Annotated in this window: 27 protein-coding genes; 14 read left to right on the forward strand and 13 right to left on the reverse strand. The window is 73.0% G+C overall.

The features are described 5' to 3' along the window. Positions 1-86: 86 nt before the first annotated feature. Positions 87-1,013 carry a pseudouridine-5'-phosphate glycosidase gene (locus O7542_RS18005; RefSeq protein ID WP_043325690.1) on the forward strand — a complete coding sequence of 309 codons (927 nt, stop codon included), beginning with the start codon at positions 87-89 and terminating at the stop codon, positions 1,011-1,013. Next, the gene (locus O7542_RS18010) at positions 1,010-1,906 is read left to right on the forward strand and encodes a sugar kinase (protein WP_064447137.1); all 897 of its coding nucleotides are present in this window, start codon (positions 1,010-1,012) and stop codon (positions 1,904-1,906) included. Before O7542_RS18005 ends, O7542_RS18010 begins: the two co-directional genes overlap by 4 nt. Before the next feature lie 39 nt (positions 1,907-1,945). On the opposite strand, the gene O7542_RS18015 is transcribed toward O7542_RS18010, so the two are convergent. Continuing rightward, complete coding sequence (locus tag O7542_RS18015; protein ID WP_013284780.1) at positions 1,946-2,302, reverse strand: DUF3099 domain-containing protein; 357 nt, start codon at positions 2,300-2,302, stop codon at positions 1,946-1,948. Positions 2,303-2,409: 107 nt separating this feature from the next. Here O7542_RS18015 and O7542_RS18020 point away from each other — a divergent pair, with 107 nt between their 5' ends. Together O7542_RS18020 and O7542_RS18025 are read left to right on the forward strand one after the other, a co-directional pair. Further along, positions 2,410-2,721, forward strand: coding sequence for a hypothetical protein (locus O7542_RS18020; RefSeq protein ID WP_043325691.1), 312 nt, complete (start codon positions 2,410-2,412; stop codon positions 2,719-2,721). Beyond that, on the forward strand, positions 2,711-3,022 hold the full coding sequence (locus tag O7542_RS18025; protein WP_030502972.1) for a hypothetical protein: 312 nt from the start codon (positions 2,711-2,713) through the stop codon (positions 3,020-3,022). Before O7542_RS18020 ends, O7542_RS18025 begins: the two co-directional genes overlap by 11 nt. 4 nt (positions 3,023-3,026) lie before the next feature. On the opposite strand, the gene O7542_RS18030 is transcribed toward O7542_RS18025, so the two are convergent. Both O7542_RS18030 and O7542_RS18035 read right to left on the reverse strand, forming a co-directional pair. Beyond that, a complete protein-coding gene (locus O7542_RS18030; protein ID WP_064447136.1) occupies positions 3,027-4,259 on the reverse strand; it encodes a low temperature requirement protein A in 1,233 nt (410 codons plus the stop codon). A 72-nt stretch (positions 4,260-4,331) separates the two neighbouring features. Next, entirely contained in the window at positions 4,332-4,916 is a 585-nt protein-coding gene (locus O7542_RS18035) for an HhH-GPD-type base excision DNA repair protein (RefSeq protein WP_043325693.1), read from the reverse strand. A gap of 101 nt (positions 4,917-5,017) precedes the next feature. On the opposite strand from O7542_RS18035, the gene O7542_RS18040 reads away from it, so the two are divergent. From O7542_RS18040 to O7542_RS18050, 3 genes are all read left to right on the forward strand, one after another. Further along, complete coding sequence (locus tag O7542_RS18040; RefSeq protein WP_281604928.1) at positions 5,018-6,367, forward strand: DUF2716 domain-containing protein; 1,350 nt, start codon at positions 5,018-5,020, stop codon at positions 6,365-6,367. A gap of 131 nt (positions 6,368-6,498) precedes the next feature. Further along, a complete protein-coding gene (locus tag O7542_RS18045; protein ID WP_069089363.1) occupies positions 6,499-8,082 on the forward strand; it encodes a DUF262 domain-containing protein in 1,584 nt (527 codons plus the stop codon). 1 nt (position 8,083) lies between these two features. Next, entirely contained in the window at positions 8,084-9,283 is a 1,200-nt protein-coding gene (locus O7542_RS18050) for a HipA domain-containing protein (protein ID WP_043325695.1), read from the forward strand. A gap of 73 nt (positions 9,284-9,356) precedes the next feature. On the opposite strand, the gene O7542_RS18055 is transcribed toward O7542_RS18050, so the two are convergent. After that, positions 9,357-10,577 (reverse strand): S8 family peptidase, encoded by a 1,221-nt coding sequence (locus O7542_RS18055; RefSeq protein ID WP_043325696.1) that lies wholly within the window; start codon positions 10,575-10,577, stop codon positions 9,357-9,359. Positions 10,578-10,757: 180 nt separating this feature from the next. Here O7542_RS18055 and O7542_RS18060 point away from each other — a divergent pair, with 180 nt between their 5' ends. After that, the gene (locus O7542_RS18060; RefSeq protein WP_281604929.1) at positions 10,758-12,242 is read left to right on the forward strand and encodes a methyltransferase; all 1,485 of its coding nucleotides are present in this window, start codon (positions 10,758-10,760) and stop codon (positions 12,240-12,242) included. Further along, a complete protein-coding gene (dtd, locus tag O7542_RS18065) occupies positions 12,242-12,664 on the forward strand; it encodes a D-aminoacyl-tRNA deacylase (RefSeq protein WP_069089362.1) in 423 nt (140 codons plus the stop codon). Before O7542_RS18060 ends, dtd begins: the two co-directional genes overlap by 1 nt. Here dtd and O7542_RS18070 read toward each other — a convergent pair. Further along, complete coding sequence (locus O7542_RS18070) at positions 12,661-13,449, reverse strand: sporulation protein (protein WP_043330535.1); 789 nt, start codon at positions 13,447-13,449, stop codon at positions 12,661-12,663. The genes dtd and O7542_RS18070 overlap by 4 nt on opposite strands. Positions 13,450-13,669: 220 nt before the next feature. Here O7542_RS18070 and sigB point away from each other — a divergent pair, with 220 nt between their 5' ends. From sigB to O7542_RS18090, 4 genes are all read left to right on the forward strand, one after another. Then, positions 13,670-14,656, forward strand: coding sequence for an RNA polymerase sigma factor SigB (sigB, locus tag O7542_RS18075; RefSeq protein ID WP_043325701.1), 987 nt, complete (start codon positions 13,670-13,672; stop codon positions 14,654-14,656). A gap of 103 nt (positions 14,657-14,759) precedes the next feature. After that, positions 14,760-15,101: a metalloregulator ArsR/SmtB family transcription factor gene (locus O7542_RS18080; RefSeq protein WP_281604930.1), complete on the forward strand. Its 342-nt coding sequence runs from the start codon at positions 14,760-14,762 to the stop codon at positions 15,099-15,101. Continuing rightward, positions 15,098-15,589, forward strand: a complete 492-nt coding sequence (locus O7542_RS18085; RefSeq protein WP_051611190.1) for an SRPBCC family protein — start codon at positions 15,098-15,100, stop codon at positions 15,587-15,589. Before O7542_RS18080 ends, O7542_RS18085 begins: the two co-directional genes overlap by 4 nt. Beyond that, on the forward strand, positions 15,586-15,993 hold the full coding sequence (locus O7542_RS18090; protein WP_043325703.1) for a VOC family protein: 408 nt from the start codon (positions 15,586-15,588) through the stop codon (positions 15,991-15,993). The genes O7542_RS18085 and O7542_RS18090 overlap by 4 nt, the downstream gene beginning before the upstream one ends. Before the next feature lie 130 nt (positions 15,994-16,123). Here the strand turns inward: O7542_RS18090 and O7542_RS18095 are convergent, their stop codons facing one another. The 3 genes from O7542_RS18095 to O7542_RS18105 are packed head-to-tail and all read right to left on the reverse strand — an operon-like array spanning position 16,124 to position 20,790. After that, positions 16,124-18,679, reverse strand: coding sequence for a bifunctional GNAT family N-acetyltransferase/acetate--CoA ligase family protein (locus O7542_RS18095; RefSeq protein ID WP_281604931.1), 2,556 nt, complete (start codon positions 18,677-18,679; stop codon positions 16,124-16,126). A gap of 24 nt (positions 18,680-18,703) precedes the next feature. Further along, positions 18,704-19,885: an acetoin utilization protein AcuC gene (locus O7542_RS18100; RefSeq protein WP_064447130.1), complete on the reverse strand. Its 1,182-nt coding sequence runs from the start codon at positions 19,883-19,885 to the stop codon at positions 18,704-18,706. Positions 19,886-19,932: 47 nt separating this feature from the next. Continuing rightward, entirely contained in the window at positions 19,933-20,790 is an 858-nt protein-coding gene (locus O7542_RS18105; protein WP_281604932.1) for a sulfurtransferase, read from the reverse strand. A 98-nt stretch (positions 20,791-20,888) separates the two neighbouring features. On the opposite strand from O7542_RS18105, the gene O7542_RS18110 reads away from it, so the two are divergent. Next, entirely contained in the window at positions 20,889-21,575 is a 687-nt protein-coding gene (locus O7542_RS18110; protein ID WP_030502956.1) for a metal-dependent transcriptional regulator, read from the forward strand. Between the two features lie 6 nt (positions 21,576-21,581). Here O7542_RS18110 and O7542_RS18115 read toward each other — a convergent pair whose 3' ends face one another. The 5 genes from O7542_RS18115 to O7542_RS18135 all read right to left on the reverse strand — a co-directional run bounded on the left by O7542_RS18115 (position 21,582) and on the right by O7542_RS18135 (position 24,481). Then, positions 21,582-22,130: a hypothetical protein gene (locus O7542_RS18115; RefSeq protein WP_064447128.1), complete on the reverse strand. Its 549-nt coding sequence runs from the start codon at positions 22,128-22,130 to the stop codon at positions 21,582-21,584. A gap of 86 nt (positions 22,131-22,216) precedes the next feature. Beyond that, positions 22,217-22,450, reverse strand: a complete 234-nt coding sequence (locus O7542_RS18120; protein WP_281604933.1) for a DUF5522 domain-containing protein — start codon at positions 22,448-22,450, stop codon at positions 22,217-22,219. Between the two features lie 58 nt (positions 22,451-22,508). Continuing rightward, the gene (locus O7542_RS18125) at positions 22,509-23,159 is read right to left on the reverse strand and encodes a class I SAM-dependent methyltransferase (protein WP_281604934.1); all 651 of its coding nucleotides are present in this window, start codon (positions 23,157-23,159) and stop codon (positions 22,509-22,511) included. Positions 23,160-23,316: 157 nt separating this feature from the next. After that, positions 23,317-24,252, reverse strand: coding sequence for a DUF2332 domain-containing protein (locus O7542_RS18130; RefSeq protein WP_281604935.1), 936 nt, complete (start codon positions 24,250-24,252; stop codon positions 23,317-23,319). A gap of 49 nt (positions 24,253-24,301) precedes the next feature. Continuing rightward, entirely contained in the window at positions 24,302-24,481 is a 180-nt protein-coding gene (locus O7542_RS18135; protein ID WP_281604936.1) for a hypothetical protein, read from the reverse strand. Positions 24,482-24,670: the final 189 nt, after the last annotated feature.

A 24,670-nucleotide genomic window follows, 5' to 3' on the forward strand; every position in this document is an offset into this window, starting at 1 on the left:
CTCCACCTCCGGCGTTCCAGTTTTCCAGGTCGGTCCGTCCTGGTCCACCTGGGCCCCGGGCGGGAGCGGGCCGTACGGTAGCCGACGTGACCAACTTTCACATCAGTCTCGGTAGTGAGGTGGCCGACGCCCTGCGCGACGGCCGCCCGGTCGTGGCGTTGGAGAGCACGATCGTCTCGCACGGGCTGCCCCGGCCGGACAACCTGCGCGTGGCGCGCGAGATCGAGCAGGCGGTACGGGACGCGGGCGCGGTGCCGGCCACCATCGGCATGGTCGCCGGCGAGTTGCGGGTGGGGCTGGACGACGCCCAGCTCACCCGCCTCGCCACCGTCGACGGCGTGAGCAAGCTCTCGGTCCGCGACCTGGCCCCGGCGGCGGCCACCGGCGCGGACGGCGCCACCACCGTCGCGGCCACCAGCGCGGTCGCTGCGGCGGCCGGGATCGGCGTGTTCGCCACCGGCGGGCTCGGCGGCGTGCACCGGGAGGCGGCGCAGACGTTCGACGAGTCGGCGGACCTGGTCACGCTGGCCCGGACCCCGATCGCGGTGGTCTGCGCCGGGGTGAAGTCGATCCTCGACGTGGGCGCCACGCTGGAGCGGCTGGAGACGCTCGGGGTGGGCGTGGTCGGCTACCGCACCCGCCGCTTCCCCGGCTTCTACCTCACCGACGCCGGCTTCGACCTGGACTGGTCGGTCGAGTCGCCGGAGCAGGTGGCGGACGTGCTGGCCGCCCGCGCGGCGCACGGCGTGCACCACGGCGGCCTGGTGGTGGCCAACCCGCTGCCCGCCGACGAGCAGCTCGACCCGGCGCTGCACGACCGGACGCTCGCCGAAGGGCTGGCCGCGCTGGCCCGCGAGGGGATCACCGGCAAGGCGGTCACCCCGTTCCTGCTGTCGCACTTCCACTCGGCGACCGAGGGCGCCAGCCTGGCGGTGAACGTCCGGATCATCCTGCGCAACGCCGACCTCGCGGCCCGGATCGCGGTCGCCGCGGCGACCCGTCGCGCCCCATGAGCGCCACGCCGCGCATCGTCGTCGTCGGCGACGTGATCACCGACGTGCTCGCGGTGCTGTCCGGGCCGCTCGCGACCGGCTCGGACACCGCGGCCGGGATCCGGTTCAGCGGCGGCGGGCAGGCGGCGAACACCGCGGCCTGGCTCGCCGGGCAGGGCGCGGCGGTGACGCTGGTCGCCGCCGTCGGCGACGACGAGACCGGCCGTGAGCGGGTGGCCGAGCTGACCCGGATCGGTGTGGACTGCGCGGTGGAGCGGCACGAGGGCTACCCGACCGGCACCGTCATCGTGCTCGCCCACGACGGGGAGCGCACGATGATCAGTCAGCGGGGCGCGAACCTGCGGCTGACCGCCGCGCACGTGGACGCGGCGCTGGCCGCCGCGCCCGACGCCGGGCATCTGCACCTGTCCGCGTACACCCTGTTGGACGTCGGGTCGCGCGGCGCCGGCCTGCGCGCGCTGGCCACGGCCCGCGAGCGCGGGCTGACCGTCAGCGTCGACGCGGCGTCCGCGGCGCCGCTGCGGCGCGTCGGCGGGGCGTTCCTGACCTGGGTACGCGACGTCGACCTGCTGCTGGTCAACACGGACGAGGCGACGGTGCTGGCCGGCGGGCTGGACCCGGCGGCGCAGGCGCGGGCGCTGACCGCGGTGGCGCACCGGGTGGTGGTCAAGCGCGGCGCGGCGGGCGCGGTGTGGGTGGAGCGCGGCGGTGTGGTGGAGTTCGCGCCGGCACCCGGGGTGGACGTGGTGGACGTGACCGGCGCCGGGGACGCGTTCGCCGCCGGGCTGCTCACCGCGTGGCTGGCCGGGGCCGACCCGCGTGCCGCGCTGGCCCGCGCCGGTGACCTGGGCGCGCTCGCCGTGACGACGGTGGGCGCCCGCCCGGCGCCCTGACGCGGTGGCCGGTCCGGGCGGGTGCTCCGCCCGGGCCGGTCAGGGCTCGGCGTCGATGATCTTGTGCGGGTTCTCCTCGGCGGTGAGGGCGGTGGGCGCGGGCTCCTCGCGGCGCCGGTTCTGGAACCGGTTCGCCAGCCGGTGCTCCTCCTTGGGCGGCCGGTCGTTGGCGAGCAGCACGGCGAGCCAGGGCACGAGCACCATGCCGAGCGCGCACAGCGGCAGCCAGAGCCAGAGCAGCGGTGCCTTCGCGCCGACCAGGATCGCGCCCGCCACCAGACACGCGACCCGGATGGCCATCATCAGCACGTAACGCTTCTGCCGGCTGTTGAGCTGGTCGTCCTGGCTGCGCGGGGCGTCGGTGATCAGGATCGGCTGGTACGCCTGACGCTTCACCACGGACCTCCTACGAGGGGATACGGCCCATCCTGTCACTCCGGACGGATGATCGGCGAAATTCGTGACGAGCGGTCGCGTGTTACGTGGGTGGTACGCTTCGATCCGTGGCCAACCGGTTCAGCTTCACCGACGAGGCGCTGGCGAACCTGCGGGTCTACGACGTCACACCCGGGGAAGTCTGGGAGGCCCTGCACAGCAGGCACCGGGTCATCCGGCACCTCGGTGACGACGTGATGGTGGTCTACGCCACCGAGCACCGCGGCCGGCGACTCGCCGTGCTGCTGGCCGAGGCCGACGGCACCGACAACGACTGGGACATCCTCTCCGCCCGCGAACTGAGCGACGTCGAGGCCAAGCGCTACGACGAGGCGGTGCGGAACTCACGCCGACGAGGAGGCGGTCACGATGCACCGTGACGAGGCGACCAAGCGGTTCCACGCCGGGGGCGACACGTTCGCCGACCTGATCGACGACACGTCACCGGCCCAACTGCCCACCCCCGACACCGACGTGCCGATGGTCAGCCGGTCGGTCCGGCTGCCGCTGGAGACGTACGAGCGCGTCCGCGCCGCCGCCGACGCGCGCGGCATCGGCGTGACCACGCTGATGCGGCAGTGGATCGAGGCCGGCCTGGCCGACCTGGACGACTCGGCCACCGTCTCGCTGGCCGACGTACGCCGCGCGCTGGCCTCGCTCTCCCGCCCGACCGCCGCCTGACAACTCACGCCTCGGGGCCACCCTCGCCGAGCGCCTCCCGCCCGATCGGCGAGGCGGAGGACTCCGGCGGCCGGTGCCAGGCCCGGCGGGCGTCGGCGAACGCGACGAGCGCCAGCAGGACGGCCACCGCGCCGAGCGCGAACATCGCCGGCACGGCCACCAGCGCGGGCAGGAGCAGCACCAGGGCCAGCAGCCCGGCCAGCCGGGGGCGGGACACCCGGCCGAAGATCTCGTACTCGAACCGGGAGCGGGCGGCCAGGAACAGCGCCGGACCGCCCACCACGAAGACCAGCCAGTCGGGCCGGGCCGTGTCGTACGGGTGGGCGATGACCAACTCGTAGCCGACCGCCGCGCCGATCACCCCGAGCACCATGAAGAGGTGGGTCTGCGCCGCCGACTCGGCCAGCCGTCCCGGCGTGCCGGCCGTCCGCAGCGCCTGCGCGAGCAGGTGGCCGGCCCGGTAGAAGTAGATCCGCCAGAGCAACGCCGTGATCACGAACGAGATCGCGAACGCCACCGCGGCGTCGCCGGAGAACTCCTTGCCGCTGTAGGTCACGCCGATCACCAGGATCGACTCGCCGAGCGCGATGAGGAAGATCTGCTGGTAGCGCTCGGCGAGGTGCTCCCCGGCGACGAGCCACTGCCGGACCCGCGAGGCCCCGAGCCGGGGCAGCGGCCAGCCCAGGAGCGTGCCGAGATGGTCCACCGCCAGCGCGACGACCCACAGCGCCAGGCGCGGACCGGGCATCAGCGCGCCGGCGAGCCAGAGCGGGGCGCTGAATCCCGCCCAGGCGGCCAGCCGCAGCGGGACCATGCGGCGCGGATGCCCCCGCAGCGCCACCGCGATCAGCAGCGGCCGGCCGACCATCACCGCGACGTACGCGAGCGCGAACGGCAGCGCCCGTTCCTCCAGCGCCCGGGGCAGCGTCACCCCCAGCACCAGGCTGCCGAACATGGTGCCGACCACCACGACCTGGATGACCGTGCGCTCCGGCTCGTACCGGCTGGTCACCCAGGTGGTGAGGGTCCAGACCTGCCAGAGCACCAGGAACAGCAGCAGGGTCTTGCCCACGTCGGCGGCCACCGCACCGGCCGAGCCGTCGAGCCCGTCGATCAGGCGCTGCGAGACCCGGGTCAGCGCGAACACGAAGACCAGGTCGAAGAAGAGCTCCAGGAAGGTGGCCCGGCCGGGGCTGGACGCGGTACGCAGCAGCGCCCCGCCCCGCTGCTCGGTCATCGTCCGCCCCCGTCCCCCGTCCTGGCAACAAACGACAGGGGCGGCGGGCCGGTTGCGGCGGCGGGCGGCGGATCAGCCCTTCGCGGCCTTCGCCTCCGCCTTCATCCGCTGCTTGAACTCGCGTACCCGGCGCAGCGACTCCGGATCGGTCACGTCCGCCACCGACCGGTGGGCGTCCGCGTCGCCGTAGTCACCGGCCGCCTCGCGCCAGCCGTCCGGGGTGACTCCGAACCGCTTCCCGAGCAGCGCGACGAAGATCTGCGCCTTCTGCCGGCCGAACCCGGGCAGCTCGCCGACCCGGCGCAGCAGTTCCCGCCCGTCGGCCACGTCCGACCAGAGCCGGGCCGGGTCGCCGTCGTAGCGCTCGACGAGCATCCGGCACACCTCCTGCACGCGGGCCGCCATCGCCTTCGGGAAGCGGTGCAGCGCCGGCGGTCGGGCGAACAGCTCCACCAGCGCCTCCGGGTCGTACCCGGCCAGTTCCGCGGCGTCCGGCTCGTGGCCGAGCCGCTGCGCCAGCACGTACGGGGAGGAGAACGCTTTCTCCATCGGCACCTGCTGGTCCAGCACCATGCCGAGGAGCAGGGCCAGCGGGCTGCGCGCCAGCAGTTCGTTGGCCTGCGGGTCGATGGGCAGTGACAGCGTCATGGCGAACATGCTGTCACCCCGCATCGGCCGACGACGGGGACACGCGTACGGCACACAGGAGGAATACTTACGGATCCAGTACGGGAACGGGGGAACAGCCGGTGCCGTCCGTGGCCGATGAGTTGCTCGCCGCCTACGACACTCAGTTGCGGGCCTGGACACCGCCGGCCCTCGGCCCACTCGGAGTCGTCTTCGAGCAGGACGGACCCGTCGTACGGGCGCATTTCAGCACCCACGGCACGGTGGACCACCGTGACCTGCCCGGGGCCGGGCTGGGCGCCCTGATCCGGCGGCAGCAAGAAGCCTTCGCCGCAAGCGGCGAGCCGGTCGAGTGGAAGGTCCACGCGTACGATCCACCGCAGCTCGCCGAGCACCTCGTCGCCGCCCGATTCACCCCCGGCTGGGAACGTCACGTGCTGGTGGCTCCGATCGACTCCCTGCCCTCCGCACCGTTTCCGCTTCCCGTCGGACAGCGCGTCCGGGAGGTCACGTTCGGGGAGCACCCACTGCTGGCGCGGGTACAGGCGATGGCTGCGGCCTCCGGCCCGCACCGGACGACGCTGGCGCAGTCGGAGGCGGACGGCGACGCCATCGGCTGGTGCCGAAACCTGGCGGTGCGAGAACTCGACGGATGGGCTCTGGCAGCCGGCTGGGCCATCCTCGTCGACGGCACCGAGTTCGTCTCCATCGGCGGCATGACCTTGCCTGAGCCCGCATTCCTGCCCGGTTGGCGGGCCTGGATCGACCTGCGTACCCGGCACCCGGGGGATTCTCGTCCGCCGGATGGCTGCCGATGGCGATACGTTGTCGCGGAGGCCACCGGTGATCTCCGGGCGATGCTTCTCGGCGTGGGCTTCCATGATGTGACGACGGTCCGTTCCTACCACTGGTCTCCCCCGAACCCGCCGGCACGGGAGCGTCCGGTGGTGCTGGTCTTCGACGATCCGCAGGGGGATGAGATCTGGGGGCGCTTCGCCTCTCAGTGGGAGTTCTCGGCCGCGACGCAGGCTCATCCTCGGCTGGTGGAGCCGCCGGAGTCGGTGGCCTGGCACCTCGCCGCGATCGAGGAGGACGAGGCAGGCATCGCGGCACTGGAGTCGATCGTCCAGCGCGGCCTGCGGGCCACCGTTCGCCCCGGCGAGCGCGTGTATGCCCTTCATCCGTTCGTCCAGGGATACCACTTCGACCCGCGACGGACCGGCGGGCCGGGGCAACCGCCTACGCCGCGCTGCGCCTTCCCGGACCGCGGCGACCACCGCCTTTTCACCACAGCCGACCTGCGGCTGGGCACGTTCGGCGACCCGTGGGGCCAATCGCTCTGCGTCTTCGGCGGTGATCTGCTCGCCGAGGTCGAGGCCGACCTCACCGCCCTGCTCGGAACCGTTCTCCGCCGTGGGGGCCGTCCCGTGGGCAACATCTGGAGTTTCGGCCCGGACGGGCACAGCGTCAGCGGCCCGTGAACGTCTCCCTGGGTTGCCGCTCTGGTCGGCGGTCGTGGGTGCCGACTCTCCGACAGGAGACATCGAGTGCCTGAACAAGCCGCGAGGAGCAGAACGGTTACCCTCGGTGCGTCGTCCCAACGGAGGTTGCCGTGCCGAGTCTGGAGAGGCCCCGCGTCGAGTACCGCACGCCCGAAGATCTGGTCCGGGACGTCACGGCAGGGCTGGTGCGGATTCCCCCCTTTCAGCGCTCCTTCAAGTGGGAGGGATCGGACATCGTCCGGCTCTTCGACAGTCTGTTGCGCGGATTTCCAATCGGGAATCTGCTTCTCTGGCAACGCCCCGCACCGGCCCAGCGGCTCCAGGTGGGGCCGCTCGACATCGAGGCTCCCGAGGTAACCGCCGCCCTCTGGGTGGTGGACGGGCAGCAGCGCATCGTGTCCATCGTCGGCGCGCTGACCATGGCTGACCAAGCTGTCGATCCACGATTTCGCATCCACCTCGATCTCGACACCGGCGAATTTCACACCGCCGGCACCCGTCAACGGCCCCCACGTACCTGGGTGCCCGTCAGCTTCCTGCTCGACACCGCGGTCCTGCTCCGCTGGATGCGCGACAACTCGTGGCTGTCAGAGAGTCAGCTAGCGCTGGCCGACCAAGCCGCCAAAGCGATCCGCGAGTACCAGATCCCGACCTACGTGGTGCACTCCGCCGATGAGCACGCGCTGCTCGAGATCTTCACGCGGATGAACTCGACCGGCAAACGCCTGACCAAGTCCGAGGTCTTCCAGGCTCTGCATGCCGGCGCCGTCGGCGACGAGTTGAGCAGCCTGCACGAACTGGGTCAGGTTCCCGCCGTCCTGGGATTCGGCGCGCTTGACGATCGGTTGACCCTCCGCTGCGTCCTGGCGTACCGAGGTGGAGACATCTTCCGGGAGGACTTCCGCCAGGAGTTCGGGCCGCGAGACGACCCGGGCGAGACGCTGCGCGAGGTCGCCGCACGACTGCGTGAGGCCGTCGAATTCCTCCGCGGTACCTGCGGCATCCCACACATCAGGCTGCTGCCCTACTCCCACGTGCTGCCGATCCTGGTCCGTTTCATCCGCTTGCACGGCGTACCGGCCGGCCGGCCGGCGACTCTGCTTCGACGCTGGGTCTGGCGGAGCGCGGTCGCTGGAACGCGGGCCCGCGCAGTGAGCGTCGCGGACATCCGCAGCCAGGTCGAGGCAGTCGGCACCTCCACCGCGCAAGCTGCGGCAACGAACCTGCTGCGGCAGGTGCAGCAGTTCCCGGATTTCGTCGCGGAACTGGACAAGGTCCACTTCAATCACGCGATGGCGAAGCTCAACACGCTCGGGTTGCTCTCTGCCGAACCTCGCGACCCGTTCCGGGGCGAGATTCTGGACGTCAGCCGCCTGCTCGACCAAGGGAGCCCGTTGAGACCACTCCTGGCCGTCAGTGGACACGCTGGCGGAACGATCGCCAACCGGTTCATCCTGCCGCCCGGGGAACGCCCGTCACCGCAGCTCCTCGCGTCGGCTGAACCGGCCGTCGCCGCCAGCCACCTGATCGACGAGCAAGCGCAGGAACGATTGGCGCGCGAAGACTGGCCAGCCTTCCTCGAGCTACGCGGCAGGTCGTGCGAGCGGACCATCACCGAGCACGTCAACCGCATGGCCGAGTGGGGCGCGCGGGACGGCCGCGCGATGGCTGACATTCTCCGACCGGTCGCCTGACATGGCAGTCGTCACTGCCGAAGTACGGCTGCACGGTAGACAGGTAGGCGAGCTGAGGTTCCGGCAGGGCGGCTCGGAGTTCAGCTACGACGACGATCTCGCCTCGCCCCGGCACCAAGTGCTGGGGCAGGTCTTCGAGGACGATCCGCGGGCGATCCGGCGGGCGAGGGTGGGCCTGCCCGCCTGGTTCGCCAACCTCCTGCCGGAGGGTGCCCTCCGCCGCCAGATCGTCCGGGAACTGGGCGGGGGGAACATCGGCGACTTCACGCTGCTGCTACGTGTGGGCGGCAACCTGCCGGGGGCGGTGACGGTTCACGCCGATGTCGAGCCGGCGGATGACGTGATCTCCAACGCGCTGGATGAAGCGAACCATCCTCTGCGGCATTCTCTGGCAGGCGTGCAGCTCAAGTATTCGATCTCCGCAGACCGCCTGGCTGTTCCCGTGAGCGGGCAGGGTTCCTGGTGGATCGTGAAGCTGCCCGACCAGGGCCTGCGAAATCTTCCCGTCAACGAGTACCTCACGATGAGTTGGCTTCGCGCGGCTGACTTCCCGGTGCCGCCGGTGGACCTGATCCGGGCGGATGCCGTGAAGGGTCTCCCCGACGGAATGATCGATCCCGGTGACCTCGTCTACCTCATCCGGCGGTTCGACCGGTCGACCACCGGGCGTATCCACGTGGAGGACTTCGCCCAGGTTGCGGACATCGGGCCGATGTTCAAGTACAGCGAGTCGGGCGCGAGCTACGACACGTTGGCCGCAGCGATCCTCCAACTCACCGGAGAGGACGGCTACCTCGACTTCATCAGCCGCTTGGTCGCGATGCTGGTGGTCGGAAACACCGACGGGCACCTGAAGAACTGGGCCCTGATCTATCCGGACGGCCGCACGCCACGCCTGGCTCCGGTCTACGACTTCCACTCACTGTCGGTCTATTCCCGTTACCGCTGGTCGCCGTTGGCGCTCAGCCTCGGCGCCGAGACCGTCCCGGCGCTCATCGACCAGGAGCACTTCCACCGACTGGCGGACGGTGCAGGCGGTGATCCGGGCCGCACACTGGAGACGGTCGCCCGGACGGTGGACCGCCTCCGCGAGGCGTGGCACAGCGGCCTGATGAACGAGACTCATGCCCGTTTTCCGGCCCTGGCCGACCACTACTCCCAGCGGCTGACGAGCCTGCCGATCTGTCAGTCCGCTCACTGACGTGACGCGGCCCGGCGGACCCCTGGAGGTCCACCGGGCCGCGGCCCACGGTGTGGTCAGGTCACCCGTGTCGTCAGTTGACGACGAAGAGCAGCCGGTTCGGCGAGCCCGATCCCGGGCTGGTCACCTTGCCGGTGGTGGCGTTGCTGGTCAGGTAGCTGGCCACCTGAGCCGGGGTGTAGGAGGTGTTGGCGGACAGCACGAGCGCCGCCGCGCCGGCCACGTGCGGGGACGCCATCGAGGTGCCGCTGATCGAGTTGGTGGCGGTGTCGCTGGTCCGCCACGCCGAGGTGATCGACGAACCCGGGGCGAAGATGTCCACGCAGGAGCCGTAGTTGGAGTAGGAGGCACGGGCGTCGGTGCTGGTGGTGGCGCCCACCGTGATCGCCGCGGCGACCCGGGCCGGCGACGAGTTGCAGGCGTTGGCGCTGGAGTTGCCGGCCGCGAGCGCGTACGTGATGCCGGAGTTGATCGAGTTGGCCACCGCGTTGTCCAGCGTGGTGCTGGCGCCGCCGCCGAGGCTCATGTTGGCCACGGCCGGCTTCACCGCGTTCGAGGTGACCCAGTTGACGCCGCTGATCACGCCGGCGGTGGTGCCGCTGCCGGAGCAGTTGAGCACCTTGACGGCCACCAGGCGCACGCCCTTGGCCACGCCGTACTTGGTGCCGCCGACGGTGCCGGCGACGTGGGTGCCGTGGCCGTTGCAGTCGGTGTTGTTGGTGTCGACCGTGTTGGTGCCCCAGGTGGCCCGGCCGCCGAAGTCGCTGTGCGTGGTGCGGATGCCCGTGTCGATGATGTAGGCGCGCACGTTGCTGGCGGTGTTCGGGTAGGTGAAGGTGCTGTTCAGCGGCAGGTTGCGCTGGTCGATCCGGTCCAGGCCCCAGGTGGCCCCGGTCTGGGTGCCCTGGGTGGTCATGACGCGGTCCTGCTCGACGTACGCGACCGCCGGGTCGGCGGCGAGCCGGCGCGCCTGGGCGGCGGTCATCTTCGCGCTGTAGCCGGTGAGAGCGGAGCTCCACACCGTGCCGACGTTGCCGCCGTAGCGCTTGGCCAGGCCGGCGGCCCGGTCCGGGACGGCGGTACGGGCGGCGAGGGTGTTCGCGGTGCCGACCGCGTCGCCCTTGAGCACGACCACGTAGCTGCCGCTGACGGCGTCGGCGGCACCGGCGTACCGGATCTCCCCGGTGGGCGCGGCGAGAGCGGGCGTGGAGGCGGCGGCGGCGAAGGCCGCGGCGGCGGCCGTGACGGCGAGCGCACGCAGCGCGCGGCGCCGGGGAAGGGACACGTCGGGCATCGTCTGGCTCCCTACCGGGGCAGCCCGGTTTGTGGCCGGATCACCCCATCGACGGATGTTGGCAGGAATGCTAACCAGAGATCGACAAACATGAAAGAGATAGTTGCCGATAGATACGGTCCACGTTATGGATCGGCGGGTGCGCGCCACGCCGGACGGCGCCCGAGGCAGGATGAGCACGTGGACCGTCACGACATGCTGCTCTCCCCCGCCGGGGTCGACGCGCTGCGCACCGCGCTGACACTCGCCCGCTTCACCGCCAACGGGATCGCCGACCGCCTGGGCCCGCAGGGCACCGGCGGCGTGGCCCGCAACGACTACCGGGCCGCGCTGCGCGCCACCGAGGACCGGGACCGGCTGGCCACGCTGATCCGCGTCTTCATCTGCGACCAGACCGAGCCGGAGGCGGCGGTCGCCGACGCGCTGGCCCCGCTGGCGCTGGACGAGGCGCTGGCCGGGGGCATCGTCGAGCGGCACGGCGACGGCCTTCGCGCCGCTGTCGACCTGGAGCCGTACGGCGACGACTGGTGGGTGCTCGCCGACGTGCCCGCCAGCGCCCGGCCCGGCCGTCCGCTGCACGCCGAGCACGTGCTGGGCATCGGCGGCGCGACCCAGACGCTGATCTCGGCGGCCGTACGCCCGGTCGTGGACACCGCGCTCGACCTCGGCACCGGCTCCGGCGTACAGGCGCTGCACCTGGGCACCCACGCCCGCCGGGTCACCGCCACCGACGTCTCCGAGCGGGCGCTGCGGTTCGCCGCCACCACCGCCGCCCTCAACGGACAGGACTGGGAACTGCTGCGCGGCGACATGGTCGCCCCGGTGGCCGGACGCCGCTTCGACCTGGTGGTCAGCAACCCGCCGTTCGTGGTCGGGCCGGGCACAACCACGCACGTCTACCGGGACTCCGGGCGGGTCGGCGACGCGATCGGCGCGGAACTGGCCGCCGCCGCGCCGGACCTGCTCACCGAGGGCGGCACCATGCAGTACCTGGCGAACTGGGTGCACGTCACCGGTGAGGACTGGGCCGAGCGGGTCACCGGCTGGTTCGCCGGCACCGGCCTGGACGCCTGGGTCATCCAGCGCGAGGTGGCCGACCCGATGGCGTACGTGAACCTCTGGCTGACCGACGTCGGCGAGAGCGCCGACCCGCAGCGGATGGCAGCCTGGCTGGACTGGTTCGACGCGCACAAGGTGGAGGCGATCGGTTTCGGCATCGTCTCGCTACGCCGCTCCGGCCACGCCCAGCCGGTCGTCCGGGTGGAGGACCTGCGCCAGCGGGTCGAGCCGCCGCTGGGCGACCGGATCGGCGAGTGGTTCACCAGGCAGGACTGGCTGCGCGCCCGGGACACCGAGGGCCTGCTCGCCGCCCGCTACCGCGCCGCCGAAGGGCTCCAGCTCCGGCAGGAGGCCACCATGGGCGACGACGGCTGGGCGGTGGACCGGCAGGTCCTGGCCATGCCGCGCGGGCTGCGCTGGTCGGAGGAGATCGACCCGCTGGTGCTCGCCCTGGTCGGCGGCGCGGACGGCCGGCTGCCGCTGCGCGACCAGCTCTCGCTGCTGGCCGCCGCGCACGACGTGACGCCGGACGAGCTGGCCGAGGCGGCCGGGCCGATCGTGGCGCACCTGGTCGAGCGCGGCATCATCGAGCCGGTGACCGACTGATGCGGGCGGTGGTGCAGACGGTCGGCCGGGCCCGGGTGACAGTCGACGACGAGGTGACCGGTGAGATCACCGACGGGCTGCTGGTGCTGCTCGGCGTCACCCACACCGACACCCCGCAGGTGGCCGCCACGATGGCCCGCAAGCTGCACGAGCTGCGCATCCTCGACGACGAACGCAGCGCCGCCGACGTCGGCGCGCCGCTGCTGGTGGTCAGCCAGTTCACGCTCTACGGCGACGCGCGCAAGGGCCGGCGGCCGAGCTGGACCGCCGCCGCTCCCGCCGAGGTGGCCGAACCTCTGGTGGACGCGGTGGTCGAACAGTTGCGCGCCCGGGGCGCGAAGGTGGAGACCGGCCGCTTCCGCGCCCACATGCTGGTGGAGAGCGTCAACGTCGGTCCCCGGACCCTCGTGCTCGATCTCTAGAAGAACAGCCCACGGCGGGACAGCGACTGCCGCAGCCAGCCGTCGAGCTGGGCGGCCCAGTCGGTCTGCTCCGCCGTGGCGTGGTCCACCGTGAACCGGCCGAAGGCGTCGCGGCCCTCGGTGAACAGACCGCCCCGCTTGTCCAGCTCCAGCACCACGTGCACCTGCTGCGGATCGGTGACGAAGGTGACCTCGAGCTGGTTCATCGCGCCCGCGTACTGCGGCGCCGGGTAGAACTCGATCTCCTGATAGAAGGGCAACTGCTGGCGTACGCCGTAGATGTGCCCACGCTCGACGTCGGCGCGCGCGAAGCGGAAGCCCAGCCGCAGCAGCGCCTCCAGCAGCCGCTCGTGGGCGGGCAGCGGGTGCACCGACACGGCGTCCATGTCGCCCTTGTCCACCGCCCGGGCCACCTCCAGCTCGGTACGCAGACCCATCGTCATGCCGTGCAGGTGCTGGCCGTACAGGTCGGTGAGCGGGGTCTCCCAGGGCACCTGGTAGCGGAACGGCACGTCGTAGCGCTGCCCCGGCTCCAGCCGGAACGCGCCGGTCATCTGGGCGCGGCCGAACTCCTGGTTGACGTCGTACTCCGAATCGGAACTCTCCACCTCGACCCGGGTGACCAGACCGAGCGCGACGTAGCTCACGTCCACCGGGTGGTCGCCGCCGACCACCTGGATCCGGCCCTCCAGAACGCCGCCCGGGCGACAGTTCGGGTTGGCCAGGACCGTCTCCACCGACGGTCCGCCCACACCCATCGCCTGCATGAGCCGCTTGAAGACCACCACGTTCTCCGATCATCAGTGCCGGGCCGGCCCCGACGGCCGGTCGGTGGCACGGTAACCGCGCCGGACAAGGGAATGCCGGATTCCCACGTGGATTCCTGTCGGGTCCCCGATCGCCTCACTCCCGTCTCACGCCCCGACCGCCAAGCTGTTTGTCATCGGCCCCCACCGCGTGGGCGGCACGGGACCGGTAGGCACGTCGGACACGGGGAGAACAGAGATGACCCAGCAGATGATCGAGCACCAGGACATGGACGTCACCCTCACGGACCTCGACGCCACCGACGAGCGCGGCGTCTCCACCGACCTGGTCCGGGCGTACCTGAACGGCATCGGCCGCACCAAGCTGCTCACCGCGGCGCAGGAGGTCGAGCTGAGCAAGCGGATCGAGGCCGGCCTCTTCGCCGAGGAGAAGCTGGCCACCTGCACCCCCGTCTCCGCCGAGCTGCGCGCGGACCTGGCGCTGATCGCGGCCGAGGGCCGCGCCGCCAAGGACCACCTGCTGGAGGCGAACCTGCGGCTGGTGGTGAGCATCGCCAAGCGCTACACCGGTCGCGGCATGGCCTTCCTCGACCTCATCCAGGAAGGCAACCTCGGCCTCATCCGCGCCGTCGAGAAGTTCGACTACACCAAGGGCTACAAGTTCTCCACCTACGCCACCTGGTGGATCCGCCAGGCCATCACCCGCGCCATGGCCGACCAGGCCCGCACCATCCGCATCCCCGTGCACATGGTCGAGCAGGTCAACCGGATGGTCCGGGTACGCCGTGAGCTGTCCGTGTCGCTGGGTCGCGAGCCCACCGTGAGCGAGGTGGCCGTGGCGCTGGAGATCCCCGAGTTCCAGGTGATCGAGCTGATCTCCTACGACCGGGAGCCGGTCAGCCTGGACCAGGCCGTCGGCGAGGACGGCGAGAGCGCGCTCGGCGACTTCGTCGCCGCCGTCGACCCGCGTACCGAGCCCGGTGACGCCGCCACCAACGGCGAGCTGCGCAACGAGGTCCGGATCGTGCTGGCCACGCTGTCCCAGCGGGAGCAGGCGGTGATCCGGCTGCGCTTCGGCCTGGACGACGGCCGGCAGCGCACGCTGGACGAGGTGGGCCGCGAGTTCGGGCTGTCCCGGGAGCGGATCCGGCAGATCGAGAAGGTGACGCTGCTGAAGCTGCGCGACCCGGAGCGGGCGAACCGGCTGGAGGCGTACGCCTGCTGAGCCACCCCTACCCCGACAGGCCCCGGCGGTTCGCCGGGGCCTGTCGCGCTTGACCCGGGCACTCCCAGCGTATAGAACCGAATGGTTAAACAGCCAGGAGGTTATGAAAGTGCCCCCGGATGTGCTCGACGCCACCTTCGCCGCGCTCGCCGACCCCACCCGGCGGGCCATCCTCGCCCGGCTGGCCGCCGGGGAGGCCACAGTCACCGAGCTGGCCGAGCCGTTCGCGATGAGCCAGCCGGCCGTCTCCAAGCACCTCAAGGTGCTCGAACGCGCCGGCCTGGTCACCCGCGGCCGGGACGCGCAGCGCCGCCCCTGCCGGCTCGACGCCCGGCCGCTGCGGGAGGCCGTGGCGTGGCTGGCGAACTACCGGGACTACTGGGAAGAGAGCTACGCGCGCCTGGACGAGGTGCTCGCCGAACTGACCGCCGAGGAGCAGCGGTGACCGACCTGACCGTGACCCTGCACGGCGACCGGGAGATCCGGCTCAGCCGCGACTTCGCCGCTCCCCGGCATCTGGTGTTCGCCGCCTTCACCCGCCCCGAACTGCTGATGCGCTGGTGGGGCGCACGCGGCTGGCATCTCGTCGAATGCGAGGTGGACCTGCGGGTGGGCGGACGCTGGCGGTTCGTCTCCCGCGGGCCGGACGGCGACCTGATGGCCCAGGGCGGCACGTACCGGGAGATCGACCCGCCGGCGCGGCTGGTCTGCACCGAACTCTTCGACGACCAGTCCTACCCGGGCGAGACGCTGGTGCGGCACGACTTCACCGGCTCGGCGGACCGGACGACAGTCGTCACCCACCTGCGCTACGCCACCCCGCAGGGCCGCGACACCGTCCTGCGCTATCCGATGATCCGCGGCCTGAGCGAGGCGTTCGACCGGCTCACCGCCGTGCTGCACACCGACTCGACAACAGGAGCGACAACATGAACTGGACGCTGGAAGTGGTGGTCGTACCGGTCTCCGACCTGGACCGGGCCAAGGAGTTCTACGCGCAACGGCTCGGCTTCGCCGTCGACCACGACACCGATCTCGGCGGGATGGGGCGGATCGTGCAACTCACTCCCCCGGGCTCCGGCTGCTCGATCGTCCTCGGCCGGGGCGTCGTACCGGAGATGCCGCCGGGCTCACTCAAGGGCCTGCAACTCGTCGTGGCCGACCTGGAACGGGCGCGCGCCGAACTGGTCGAGCGGGGCGTCGAGGTGAGCGAGATCCAGGTGATGGGCCAGAACCCGCACCCGGTGCCGCACCCGCTGGACAACGTCGGCTTCGTCTTCTTCCGTGACCCCGACGGCAACGGGTGGTCGGTGCAGCAGATCTCCGCCCGCGGCTGAGCGCTGCGGCGCCCGCGGGCGGGCGCTGCGGCGCGCGGCCGTCGCGCGGGCGGGCGCTGCGGGTCGCGCGGGCGGGCGCTGTTAAGAAGGGGCCCTTCCTCTACCGGAGGCGTTAATAAAGGGCCCTTCCTTACAAGCGGCGGGGGCCGGTGTCGGGGCGCGCCACCTCCGCGCCGGTGCGCACGGTGGCGTGCAGCACCGAGATGCCGTCCGGCCGGGCCAGCACCGGATTCAGCGTGAGCGACCGCACCCGGGGCTGCTCGTCGGCGAGCCGCCCGACCCGCACCAGCAGGTCGACCAGCGCCGCCCGGTCCACCGGCGCGGCGCCCCGGTGCCCGTGCAGCAGCGGCGCGGCCCGGGGCTCGTCGACCAGTTCGGCGGCGTCCCGGTCGGTCAGCGGCACCGCCCGCCAGGCCCGGTCGCCGAGCAGTTCGGTCGCCACGCCACCGAGCCCGAACCCGACCACCGGCCCGAACGCCGGATCCTCCACCAGCTCCACCACGCACGCCACGCCGGGCGCGACCATCGGCTGGACCAGGACCTCCGCGCCGAACGCCGGTGCCATCTCGGCGTACGCGCGGCGCAGCGCGGCGGCGTCGGCCAGGTCGAGGCGTACCGCGCCGAGGTCGAGGCGGTGCCGCAGCCCGGGGGCGGCGGCCTTGAGCGCCACCGGCCAGCCGAGCCGCTCGGCGGCGGCCAGCGCCTCCTCCGTCGTGGTCGCCGGGACCGACTCCACCACGTCGATGCCGTACGCGCGCAGCAACGCCGCCGCGTCGGCCCCGTCGGGCCGCAGCGCGGCGTGCCCCGCCGTGCGGTCCACGTCGGCCAGTTCCGGCAGCACGCCGGCGGGCCGCCGGAGCCAGTCCGCGTACGCGGTGACCCGGCCCAGCGCGCGTACCGCCTCCTCCACGCTCGGGTACGCCGGCACCCCGGCCGGCACGAGCCCGGCGAGGAACGTCGCCACCACCGGCTTGCCGGTGACCCGCGCGTCGGGCAGCGCCGAGGCGAAGTCGGCCACCGGGTCGGCGAGCTGGCCCGGCAGCGGCGGCGCGAACACCGCCACCACGGCGTCGACCCGCTCGTCGGCGACCGCGTCACCGAGCGCGGCGGCGTACGCGGCGGCCCCGGCGCTCGGCCCGACGTCCCGCGGGTACCCGTCGGCGACCGTCAGTCCCTGAGCGGCGCAGGCGGTGGCGGCCAGCCCGGTCAGCGCCGACGAGTTGCCCACCACGGCGACGCGCCGCCCGGCCGGCAGCGGCTGGTGGGCCAGCAGCACACCCACGTCGAGCAGTTCGGACACGGTGTCCACCCGGATCACCCCGGACTGGGCGAACAGCGCGCTCACCGCCGCCGCGTCCAGCGCGGGCGCCTCCCCCACGCCCGGCGGCCGGGCCAGCGAGGCGAGCGCCACCACCGGCTTGCTGCGGCCGATGCGCCGGGCCAGCCGGGCGAACTTGCGCGGGTTGCCGAACGTCTCCAGGTAGAGCGTGATGACGTCGGTGGCCGGGTCGTCCTGCCAGTACTGGAGCAGGTCGTTGCCGGACACGTCGGCCCGGTTGCCGGCCGAGACGAAGCTGGAGAGGCCGAGCCCGCGCCGGGACGCCTCGGCCAGCAGCGCCACCCCGAACGCGCCGGACTGGCTGAACACGCCGACCCGGCCCGCCGCGGGCAGCACCGGGGCGAGCGTGGCGTTGAGGCGTACCGCCGGGTCGGTGTTGGCGACGCCGAGGCAGTTCGGGCCGACCACCCGCATGCCGGCCAGGTGCGCGGCGCGGACCAGCGCGCGCTGCGCCGCCGCACCGGCCGGGCCGGACTCGGCGAACCCGGCCGAGATCACCACCAGGCCGTGCGCACCGGCGCGTGCGGCGTCGTGCACCACGTCGGTCACCGCGTCCGGCGGCACCGCCACCACGGCGAGGTCGATGTCCTGGCCGGCGTCGGCCGCCGACGGGTACGCGGGCAGCCCCGCCACCGTCGCCGCGCTCGGGTGCACCGGCACGATCGCGCCGGTGAACCCGCCGTCGCGCAGGTGCCCGAGCAGCGCCGCGCCGACGCCCTGGCCGGTGGTGCTGGCGCCGTAGACGGCGATGCCGCGTGGCGCGAGCAGCCGGGCGATCGAGCGGGCCTCGGTACGGTGCTCCCGGCCGCGCTGCACCTCGAGCGTCGCCTCGGTCGGCGCGATCGGGAAGGTCAGGTGCACCACGCCGTCGGCGTACTGGCGCTGGACCTGGTAGCCGAAGTCGGCGAAGACCCGCAACATCGCCCCGTTGGCCGGGAGCACCTCGGCGACGAAGTGCACGATGCCGTTGCGTCCGGCCGCGTCGGCCAGGTGCTCCAGCAGCACCGAGCCGATGCCCCGGCCCTGGTAGGCGTCCTCGACCACGAACGCCACCTCGGCCTCCGGCGAGGCGGGGCCGAGGCGCTCGTACCGGCCGACGGCGACGATCCGCTCGCCGGCCAGCACCACGAACGCCTCCCGGTCGCGGTGGTCGACGTTGACGAAGCGCTTCAGGTCGCGTTCCGGGATACGCGGGTACGGCGAGAAGTAGCGCAGGTAGCGGGTGCGCTCGGAGAAGCGGCCGTGCATCGCCACGATCTCGGGCGCGTCCTCGGGACGGATCTGTCGCAGCTGGACGGTCGTACCGTCGCTGAGCAGCACGTCCACCGGTTGTTCGACGGTGGTCACCGGTCGGTCCTCCCTGCCGCCGGCTCAGTCGCGCGGGTCGTGCGGGTCGAGCCCGAGCAGCGGGAAGACCGCCTTGCGGGTGGCCGCGACGGCCCGGTCCACCGCGTTCGGCTCGCCGCTGGGCTGCCACGGCTGGTACGACGGGTCGACGTCGTCGGTCATCCGCAGCGGCACCTCGTGCCCGGGTCGCCGCCGCGCGGCCAGGTCCCGCCAGCCCGGCGGGGTCAGCGTGGCCGGGTCGACCGGCTCGCCGGTGGCGATCGCGAGCAGGTGCGTCCAGGCCCTCGGCACCACCTCGACCAGCGCGTACCCGCCGCCGCCGGTGGCGATCCAGCGGCCGTCGCACAGCTCGTCGGCGAGCGCGCGCAGCGAGCGGTAGGTGGCCCGCTGCCCGTCCACCGACAGGTGCAGGTCGGCCAGCGGATCCTTGCGGTGCCCGTCGGCGCCGCACTGGGTGACAAGCACCTGCGGCCGGTACGCGCGCAGCACCGACGGCACGACCGCGTGGAACGCGCGCTGCCAACCGGCGTCGCCGACCCCGGGCGGCAGCGGCACGTTGACGGCGGTGCCCTCCGCGCCCGGCCCGCCGGTCTCGTCCGGGAACCCGGTGCCGGGGAACAGCGCGAGCGGCGTCTCGTGCAGGCTGATGGTGAGCACCCGCGGGTCGCGGTAGAAGATCTCCTGCACGCCGTCGCCGTGGTGCACGTCCACGTCCACGTACGCGATCCGCTGCGCGCCGAGGTCGAGCAGCCGGGCGATGGCCACGGCCGGGTCGTTGTAGACACAGAAGCCGGCGGCGCGGGCGGGCATGGCGTGGTGCAGCCCGCCGGCCACGTTCACGGCGCGGCGGGCGTCGCCGCGCCAGACCGCCTCGGCGGCGGCCACTGTGGCGCCGGCGATCAGCGCGCTCGCCTCGTGCATGCCGTCGAAGACCGGATTGTCCGAGGTGCCCAGGCCGAACCCGGCGAACAGCGGGTCGCGCGGCGCGGCCCGGACCGCGTCCAGATAGGCCGGATCGTGGACGCGGGTGAGCAGCGCGTCGTCGGCCGGCTCGGGCTTGACCAGCCGCACGCCGGGCCGGTCCAGCACGCCCAGCTCGCGGGCGAGCGCCATGGTCAGCTCGACCCGGACCGGGTCCAGCGGATGGTCGCCCATGTCGTAGGTGAGGAGAGCCTCGTCCCACACCACCACCGTGTCGTCGGCCATGCGGCCATCGTCGCACGTGGGCCCGGGTGCGCCCACCTGACGTACGCTCACCGGCCGGACGTGCCACCGGTGGCGACCGGACGGTCCGGGTCGGCCACCCACTCGCTCCACGAGCCGACGTACAGCGCGGCGTCCGGGCGGCCGGCCAGGTGCAACGCGAGCACGGCCTGCGCGGCGGTCACCCCGGAGCCGCAGTACGCTCCGACCGGCGCGTCCGCGTCCACCCCGGCGGCGGCGAACCGCTCCCGCAGCGCGTCCGCGCCGGGGAACCGGCCCTGCGTGACGTACTCCGGGGCGGGCAGGTTGACCGCGCCCGGCACGTGCCCGGCGACCGGGTCGACCGGCTCGTGTTCGCCCCGGTAGCGCGGCGCGGCCCGTACGTCGAGCAGCACCCCGGGCTCGGCGGCGGCGAGCCGGGCGGCCCGCGCGGCGTCCAGTACCGGCAGCGCGCCCGGCGTCACCGTCACGTCGCCCGGCGCCGGGGCGGGTACGCCGGTGTCGACCGGCAGGCCGGCTGCCGTCCAGGCCGGGTAGCCGCCGTGCAGCACGCGCACCTGCCGGTGGCCCGCCCAGCGCAGCGTCCACCAGGCCCGGGCGGCGGACATCCCGTCGCCGCCGTCGTACACGACAACGGGGTGACCGGCGCGGACGCCCGCCGCCCGCAGCGCGGCCTGCAACGCCGCCGGGTCCGGCAGCGGGTGCCGGCCGGCGGCGCCGGGCCGCCCGCACAGCTCGGTGTCCAGGTCGACGAAGACCGCGCCGGGCAGGTGGCCGGCAGCGTAGTCCGCGCGGCCGGGCGGCCCGGTGAGCCGCCAGCGGACGTCGAGCAGGGTCGGCGGGTCGGCATGATCGAGTTCGGCGGCGAGCCGGTCGGGCTCGACCAGCAGGTCTGCGGTGGCGGACATGCGGTCCAGTCAACACCATCCGGGCCGCCACCTCCGGCTTCGCCTGCCGTCGATGGTCGGTGGTAACGGGTACCATCGGTGCCCGGGAGGCCGCTGACGTGAAGCACGACCTTGTTGACACGACCGAGATGTACCTGCGCACCATCCTCGAACTCGAGGAGGAGGGTGTGCCGCCGCTGCGTGCCCGCATCGCCGAGCGGCTCAAGCAGAGCGGCCCGACCGTCAGCCAGACCGTCGCGCGGATGGAGCGGGACGGCCTGCTCACGGTCGAGGGCGACCGGCACCTGAGCCTCACCCCGGCGGGTCGCAACACCGCCGTGTCGGTGATGCGCAAGCACCGGCTGGCCGAGCTGCTGCTGGTGAACGTGATCGGGATGCCCTACGAGGAGGCCCACGAAGAGGCCTGCCGGTGGGAGCACGTGATGAGCGACGCGGTGGAGAAGCGGGTCTTCGACCTGCTCAACCGCCCCACCCGCTCGCCGTACGGCAACCCGATCCCGGGCCTGGAGGAGCTGGGCGACCCGGGCCAGCCGACGGTCGAGGCCGGCGAGAGCGAGCGCAACCTGGCCTTCCCGGGCCTGTCCGGCCAGGTCGTGGTGCGCCGCATCTGCGAGAGCGTGCAGACCGACTCGGACGTGCTCCGGCAGTTGCACGCCGCCGGTGTCGACCCGGGCGCGACGGTGACCGTGGCGCAGGAACGCGACGGCGTCTCCATCGACCGCTCCGGCGACCGGGTCCGCCTGCCCCGCGAGGTGGCGTCCCGGGTGTTCGTCGCGGCCCGCTGACCCGGGTCAGAGCTGGCGGGTGTCGATCACCTTGGCCAGCGTGACCAGCTTGCCGGCCGTCTTGTCCGCCTCCGCCTTGGCGGTGCCGGTGGGGGCGGTCCAGCGCAGGGTGGCGAGCCGGCCCTCGGTGGCCAGCCAGCCGACCTCGGCGACCGGGCCCGCCTTCGCGGTCTTGGGCAGCGTGCGCCGGTAGCCGGCCTTACCCAGCTTGGTGATCTTCGTGGCGCCGCTGGGCTGCACGTCGAGGGTGAACGTGGCCGCGTCGATCGACGTCTCGGTGACCGACAGCGTCAGCTCCGGCAGCACCGCCCCGGCCGCGCGCACCACGCAGGTGTGCGTGTCGCCCCGCTCGGTGGCGGCGGCCACGTCGAACTCGCCACCGGTGTGCTCGGCGATCACCGCGAAGTCGAGCAGCCGGCAGGCGCCGCCCGAGGAGGCGGCCGCGACCGCGACCGGTGGGCGCGGCTCCGTCGGCACGTCGACCGTCGGGGCTTCCTCGGCGCAGCCGGCGGCGAGCAGGACGGCCGGCACGGCCAGCCAGATTCGGGCACGCACGGGAGACCTCCGCGGTCGGCGGCGGGTCCGACCCGCCGGAGTTCCGTCGGACACCGTACGGCGTGCCCGCGCGGGGACGGAAGCCCCTAATCGGTTACGTACGGACAGTGCCGACATCCTCGCCCGCAGCACGTCCCTCGCCGGGCCAGGAAGCCCGCGCTGAGCACGAACAGTCCGGTCTCCGGGTCCAGGTAGCCGGCCTCCCCGGCGGCCAGGGCGGCCGCGTGCGCGGCCAGGATGCGTTCCCGCCCCGGATGATCCGGCGACAGCCGCGACGGGTGCGGTTCGGTAAGCGGCCGGTCCGCCAGCTCGTCACGCACCGCTGAAGTGTAAGGAAGGGCCCCTGCTTAACGTTTTCTGCATAGGAGGGGCCCCCTTTTAACATCCCCCACGGATGGTCCGCTCGGCCAGCAGGAACGCCTGGGACTGCCGCTCCGTGGCGACCGGCGCGCGGACCAGCGTCGCCGAGACCGTGAACCCGGCCGTCGCGAGTTGCGCGGCCAGCCGTTCCGGCGGCAGCCAGTGCACGTCGTACGCGACGTCGTGGCCGTACGCCCGCTCCAGCCGTACGCACCGGTCACCGGCCTTGACCGCGAGGAGCAGGTGACCGCCCGGGGCGAGCGCCCGGTGGAAACCGGCGAACACCCCGGGCAGCAGCTCCGGTGGCATGTGGATGATCGAGTACCAGGAGACCAGCCCGGCCAGCGAGGCGTCGGGCACGGTCAGCTCGGTCAGCGAGCCCACCTCGAAACGCAGCTCCGGGTACGCGCGGCGGGCCACCGCCACCATGCCGGGCGACAGGTCGACGCCGCCGATGTCCAGGCCGAGCCGGTGCAGGTGGGCGGTGACGCGACCGGTGCCGCAGCCCACTTCCAGCACCGGCCGGCCCGGCCCGACCGTCTCGGCGTACGCGGCCAGCAGCGCCCGATCCAGCGGCGGCTCCACCACATCGGGCAGCAGCCGCGCGTAGTCCTCGGCGACGGCGTCGTAGGCGGCACGCGTCTCGACCAGCCAGGCAGGTTCGGTCACGCCCGCCGACCCTAGTTCAACGCCCGCCCGCGCCCCGCCCGCCCGCGCCCCGCCCGCCCGCCTTGGTTGACCATGAAGTTAGCGGCCACCGCATCGGCGTGTCGCGCCGTCAACTTCATGATCGACGAGGACGGCGGGCCGGGCGGGAGGTGGGCGGTCAGCGGAACCAGGTGAGGGACTGGCCGTGGCCTGTCGTCCAGGCCACGGGACGGCCGTCGAGGGCCAGGACGTTGTGGAATCCGTCGGTGGGCGGCTCCGGCAGGTCGGCGTGGGGCAGAACCGACGGGTCCTCGTTGGCTATCCAGTGGCCGGGCAGGGTCCGGACCAGCGCGGTGAACGCGTCCCGCCGTGGCTGCGGCACCTGGTAGAGCACCGAACTGTGGAACACCACGAGCGTCGCCCCGGGCGGGGCCTGCGCCGCCAGGGCGGGCAGGTCGTCGACCAGGTCCCCGCGTACCAGCAGTGGCGGATCGGCCGCCGCGACCGCCGCCGCGGCGCGCAGCCGGTCCCGGCGGTGCCGGTGCTCCGGCCAAATCAGCGCCTCCAGCCAGGCCACGTCGGCCGGGTCGGTGACGTCGAGCGGGTTCAGGTCCAGCCCGGCCCGCCACACCACCTCCGGACGCCTCTCCGGCGGCTCGGCGCCGGTCAGGTCACAGTCGAGCAACGGCTCGCCGTCGCCGATCCGCCGATCGCCGTAGCGGTAGGCGTACCGGTCCGGGTAGAGGCACAGCCCGGCGGAGGCGCCGACCTCCAGCAACGCCAGCGGCTGCGGCAACGCGGCGAGCACCGGCAGCAGAGCCGCGCAGCGTCCCGCCTCGTTCGTCTGCGTCGCCCGCACCCGCATCTGCGCCGCCACGTCCGGCCAGTGCCCCATCACGTACGCGCGGAACGCCGCCGGGTCGTCCACCGGCCCGCCGCGCAGCCGCACCACCCCGAACAGCAGGTTCGGCTGACGCTTGGCCGGCGGCAGCGTGTCGAGCAGGGCGAGCAACTCCGGGTCACCGGCGACCACCCGCGACAACCGCTCGTACGCCGGGGACACGCCGCGCGTCTCACGCTCGGCGAAGACCCGATAGATGTCGGTCGTGCTCATCCCCCGAGCATTCCAGCTCGCGTACGCGATGGGCTGTGACAGTGGGCACCTACGGAAGTTTGGGCCGACGGGGACGAAGCCCTCGGGAGATCCCCTCCAGGTGCCGCTGTTGGTGCTCGCGCACCATGGCCTCCCAGACCTCCTGGTCAAAGTCCGGATCGAGCGGCACCCACCGGTGCGAGCCGTCGCAGTAGTGGAACCGTTCGTCGCCCGGCCGAATGACACTCATCGCACCCACCCGAGGAAGCGCTGATGCAACACCCCGGCCGGTACCCAGGTCAGATCCTCCGCCGCCCACACCAGATAGGACCCCATGTACAAGCTCAACGACACCGGCGCTCCGGCGAACTCGGCCCGCAGCTCGCGACGCCGCGTCGGGCAGGGCCACGGAGCGCCACACCCACCGCAGCTCCACACC

Source organism: Micromonospora sp. WMMC264, assembly GCF_027497275.1.
Lineage (GTDB): Bacteria > Actinomycetota > Actinomycetes > Mycobacteriales > Micromonosporaceae > Micromonospora > Micromonospora chalcea.